The following is a 5,040-nucleotide window of genomic DNA, read 5'->3' on the forward strand; positions in this document are numbered from 1 at the left end:
CGAGCACCTCGTCCAGCGAACGGGGCCGCATCCGCACCGGCAGCGGCGCGTTCTCGGCCAGCCGTTCCCCGGCGCGGTCCTCGGTCTCGGCGCCGAACAACCCCTCGTCGAACAGGCCGTCACTCACGGCTTCGACGCTACCCGCCGGTCGGAACGAAACCGCGCCGGAGGTGCGCGAACGGCACCTCCGGCGCGGTGCGGGTCAGCCCGCGTGGGCCGGCATCGCCACTTCGGTCCGCGCGTTGTCGCGTTCGCGCTGCGCGGCCCAGTTCTCCACCGCCTGGTGGCACGCCTGGTCCAGGTGCCGGACGGTGCTCAGGTCCAAGTGCACGCTCTTGTCCGACGGCAGGCTCTCCAGCCGCTCCAGCAGCCGCGGGAGCCGCAGGAACGTGGCGTTGCCGCCGAGTTCGACGTGCACGTGGTCCTCGCCCTGCTCCTCCTGCTTGACCGACAGCCGGGACACGTCGAAGGCGGTCTTGATCACCGCGGCGGCGAGCCCGATCAGCGTGCCGATCAGCAGGTCGGTGGCCACGATCATGACCGCGGTCAGCACCAGCACCGCAGCCTCCGGGCGGTTGGTCCTGGCCAGCTGCACGACCTTGCCCGGCTCGAGCAGCTTCCAGCCGGCGTGGATCAGCACCGCGGCGAGCACCGCGGTCGGGATGAACGCCAGCACGCCCGGCAGCGCCACCACGAACAGCAGCAGCCACACGCCGTGCAGGATCCGGGACAGCTTCGTCTTCGCCCCCGCGCGGACGTTCGCGCCGGAGCGCACGATCACCGCGGTCATCGGCAACGCGCCCAGCACCCCGCATACGGCGTTGCCCGCGCCCTGGGCGACGAGCTCCTTGTTGAACTGCGTCTTCGGGCGGTCGTGCATCCGGTCGACCGCGGCCGCGCTGAACAGGCTCTCCGCCGATGCGATCAGCCCGAACGTCAGCATCGATCCGAGCACCGCCGGGGTGAACGCGGAGCCCCACGACTCGCCGGTCGGGACGTTGATCGCCTCCAGCAGGGAGCCGACCTCGATCGTCTTCAGGGGCAGCCCCAGCACGTAGGTCGCGCCGCTGACCAGCACCACCGCGACCAGCGCGGCGGGAACGTTGCGCACCTTCTCCGGCAGCTTCGGCCAGCCGAACAGGATCACCAGCGCCACCACGGTGACGGCGACCCCGGCCAGCCCCTGCGGAGTCGTGAACATCGTGCTCACCAGCCCCGGGAGCCCGGCGAACTTGGCCGAGGTCTCGGAGGGCTGCTCCAGCCCGCCCACCGGGTAGAGCTGGCCGAGCATGATCACCAGGCCGATGCCCGCCAGCATGCCCTGCACCACCGAAGGCGAGATCGCCCGGAACCAGGTTCCGATCCGGCCCAGCCCCATCAAGATCTGCAACACGCCTGCACCGAGCACGATGATGCCGAGCATCCCGAGCCCGTAATCGGCCACCGCCGAGGCCACCAGCACGGTCAGCCCGGCCGCCGGGCCGCTGACCTGCATGGTGCTGCCCGGTAGCAGCCCCACCACGATGCCTCCGACGACACCGGTGATGATGCCGAGTTCGGCGGGCACGCCGGATGCGACGGCGACACCGACGCACAGCGGCAGCGCCACCAGGAACACGACCAGCGAAGCCCCCAGGTCGGCGCCGAAAGTTCCCTTCGGCCACTGCGGGACGCCGGTCTTGGCGCGACGGGAGGTCGCGTCGACTTGAGTGGTCACGTTGCACTCTCCGTATGAGTTTCGAGTGACGGGTAGCGCGTCCGCGCGCCGTTAGCGCGCGGACGTGCGGGAACGCGTGCGGGACTGCGGCCGCGAGAGCGCGTGATCGCCGCTGAACACGCGGGGCCGCGCCGTCGCCCGGCCGCGCCGCACAACGGCAACGCGGCATCCGGGTGGACGGCGTCAGGCAGTCCCGACGAATCGGCGGTGGATCACCGCCGCGGAAATGTCACAACGGAAGGAAATCCGACTCTTCCGGCCGATCCGGCCCGGTTTCCCCGGAGTGCCAGACCAATCCGGTGTCGATCTCGTAGAACCAGCCGTGCACCCGCAACTCGCCCGCGGCGGCCCGTTCCCGGATGAACGGGTATTCGAACAACGTGCGCAGCTGCTCGCGCACGTGCTGCTTGCATTCCGAACGCACGCCGTCTTCGAGCGCGGGCGCTTCGGATACCGGCGGTTCACCGGTGCCCAGCCAGCCCCGCATCGCGGGAAGGCTTTCCAGCCCGCGCCCGGCGATCGCCTTCGCGGTCACCGCACCGCAGTGCGAGTGCCCGCAAACAACGATCTCGGGAACCTTCAGCTGCAGCACCGCGTATTCGATCGTGGCCATTTCGCTGGACGCCGAATCGGGCACGTATTCGGGCACCACGTTGCCCGCGGTCCGCAATTCGAACAGTTCCCCGGGCTGGGCGCCGGTGAGCTGCGCGGGGACCACCCGCGAATCGGAACAGGTGATGAACAGCGCGGCCGGCTGCTGACCGGTGGCCAGCCGTTTGCGGTGCGCTTCGGACACCGTGCGCGGATGGTTGCGCGCACGGTCCACCAGGTGCTCGAAAGTCATGTTGTCGCCTCACTGGACGCTTCAGGATCGTCGTCTGCCGTCGAACGCACGCGTGGTGCGCGAACGTCTCAGTGCCGATAAACCTGCAGCGTTGCGGGCGCATGTCGGCTGCGCGCGGCGGCCTCGTGCGGCTTGGTGCGCGCGCGCAGGGCGGCGGTGAACAGGTCGTGCCGCGCGCCGGGGCCCGCTTGCAGCCCGTCCGGCAGCGGCGCACCGCGATCCGGAGTGCGCCGTTCGCGCCGGGTGCCGTCCTCGGACGCCGCGCGCTGGCGCAGTTTCCCGGTGTCCCGGTTCTCCTTGATCTCGGATTTGACCTCGGCCGGGTTGCGCATCGTCAAATCACTGGCCAGCGCGGGCTGCAACGGGGAGACCACGGCGACCAGAACCGAGAACAGCAGGAACACTCCTGCGCGCACGATCCTGACCTTCATGACTCCTCCGCGAAATTGCGATGCCGAACGACCGCAGCGGCCGGGTCGACGATGACCCGCCGGATGACTCGATCCGTCCCTCTCGGACACCTCGTCGAGCAGCCCCATGCTAACGGGGCCGGGTGACGGATCGCCGAACACAAGGTATCCGACCAACGCAGTCTACTCGCAAGCCACGAACCGGGTGATCATCGCCCTAAAAATGAAGAAACATTAATCCGCCGCCGAGCGGCGGGCCGGGACGCCACCCGGCAACCGCGGTGCGGCCACTCCGACAGCGGATTGCCGGACATGCGCGAACACGCATGGTTCGCGGAAATCCATTCGCGAACGACGTGAAAAGTTGCGAATGGGTGAGCCGCGGATTAACCGCGAGTGTCGGCGACACGATAGTGGTACTCGTGCGAGAACTCGAAACCGCAGCCCGCGTACAGCCGCCGTGCGGCGTCGTTGTCCTGCTCGACCTGGAGGAACATGCCGCTCGCCCGCACCTCGCCTGCCCAGCGGGCGCCCGCGCGCAGCACCGCACGAGCCACGCCCCGTCCGCGCGCCCACGGCGCGGTCGCCATGCAGTACACCGCGCACCACCGGCCTTCCCGCACGAACAGGCCGATCCCGGCCGCAACGCCGTCCACCAGGGCGGTCGCGTACCGGGCGGGCCGATCGATCGATCCGCGCCAAGCCGGGCTCCGACCGGCCGCGGACCGCGCTGGAGGCGTCCAGCCAGCGCTTCATCGGCTCGTCGTCGAGACGGACCTCGACTCCGGCGGCCGGCACGTCGCCCGGCCCCGGCAACTCGGCGGTCAGCACGTGCACCGGCGTCACCTGCCGGAAACCGCGCTCCGCCAGCCCGACGTCCAGTTCCTCGTGCCACCGCGACGGGCTGACCTGCACCGAAGCACGAGCACCGCGCTCGGAGTAGAACCGCACGACCTGTTCGATCTCGGCCGCTACATCGCGCACCCGCGAAGGCGGCAGCGCGGAGTTCGAGCGCCACCGGTCCAAATCCGCGCAGTACCGCAGCAACCAGCCACCGCGGTGCTGCGCCGTGCTCGCCGGCCATGTCATCGCGGCGGCGCGCTCGACCTCGGACACCCGCACCGCGTCCGGCTCAACACCGCCGGAGATTTCGTCCTGCACGGCCGCGCAGCATACTCAGCGCCTGGTCACTTCTCCTCGGTCCGGAACGCCGGATACCGCAACAGCTGCAACGCACCCGCGCCGAAGCGCTCCACCAGCGCGTCGACCATCCGCGAGGCGTACTCGGCCAGCTCCGGTTCCCCGCACGCCTGCGCGTCGTCGCGCAACCGCCGCCACCGGTCCACCAGCGCCGTGCTGCGCCGCGGCGAGGGCATGTGCAGGTCGATCGGCCGGTCCGACTCGCCGGTGCGCGGCAGGAACCACCAGGTCGACACCCACACCCACAGCAGCTGCGCGTCGAACAGCCGGGGCAGCAGCACCTCGTCGTCGTCCAGCTCCGGCCACACCTCGGCGATCTCCGATCGCCAGGTCGCGAGCATCCCGTCGGCCAGGTTCTCCGGCAACGCGTAGGAGCACCACGAGGACGGGAAGGGGTACTGCAGGTAGGCCGCGTCCAGCGCCACGTCGCGCACGCAGCCCCACTCGAAGTCGAGAAACCGCACCCCGGTTCCGGTGACCAGGCTGTTGTCCGGGCAGATGTCGGACGGGCTGAACGAGCGGTAGCGGCCGGACTCGAGCAGCTCCGCGGCTGAAGCCAGCCGCGCCGAGACCTCGGGCGAGGTCGGCAGGTCCAGCGTCTGCTCGAGCAGGCCGGGCAGTTCGGTCAGCGACCGCGCGATGTCCTCGGCTACCGGGTCCGTCCAGGACTTGGCGCCGACGCGGCGCATCAGCGCCTCGAAATCGGCCTCCCGGCCCGCCAGCGTGGTGTGCAGCCGCCCGAGCGCCCTGGCCCAGGCCAGCAGCGCGCGCTCGGCCGCGCGGGGGTCTTCGCCGAAGAGCACGTCGGCGAGCGTGGAACCGCGCCCGAGGTCCTCCAGCACCAGCAGCCGCCGATCGGCGTCGTGCGC

5 protein-coding genes are annotated in these 5,040 nt (G+C 70.5%); all 5 read right to left on the minus strand.

Annotated features, from left to right (window positions below):
- Nucleotides 1-202: 202 nt before the first annotated feature.
- Nucleotides 203-1,717 (minus strand): SulP family inorganic anion transporter, encoded by a 1,515-nt coding sequence (locus IJH84_RS27025; protein ID WP_295150536.1) that lies wholly within the window; start codon nt 1,715-1,717, stop codon nt 203-205.
- 229 nt (nt 1,718-1,946) lie between these two features.
- A complete protein-coding gene (locus IJH84_RS27030; protein WP_200069824.1) occupies nt 1,947-2,561 on the minus strand; it encodes a carbonic anhydrase in 615 nt (204 codons plus the stop codon).
- 68 nt (nt 2,562-2,629) lie between these two features.
- Nucleotides 2,630-2,992, minus strand: coding sequence for a hypothetical protein (locus IJH84_RS27035; RefSeq protein WP_295150541.1), 363 nt, complete (start codon nt 2,990-2,992; stop codon nt 2,630-2,632).
- 365 nt (nt 2,993-3,357) lie between these two features.
- Entirely contained in the window at nt 3,358-3,627 is a 270-nt protein-coding gene (locus IJH84_RS27040) for an N-acetyltransferase (protein ID WP_295150543.1), read from the minus strand.
- Between the two features lie 531 nt (nt 3,628-4,158).
- Nucleotides 4,159-5,040: phosphotransferase (locus tag IJH84_RS27045; protein ID WP_295150547.1), on the minus strand; the 882-nt coding region annotated here is incomplete at its 5' end.

Origin of the sequence: Saccharopolyspora sp. (assembly GCF_017434145.1) — a bacterium.
Classification (GTDB): Bacteria; Actinomycetota; Actinomycetes; order Mycobacteriales; family Pseudonocardiaceae; genus Saccharopolyspora_C; species Saccharopolyspora_C galaxeae.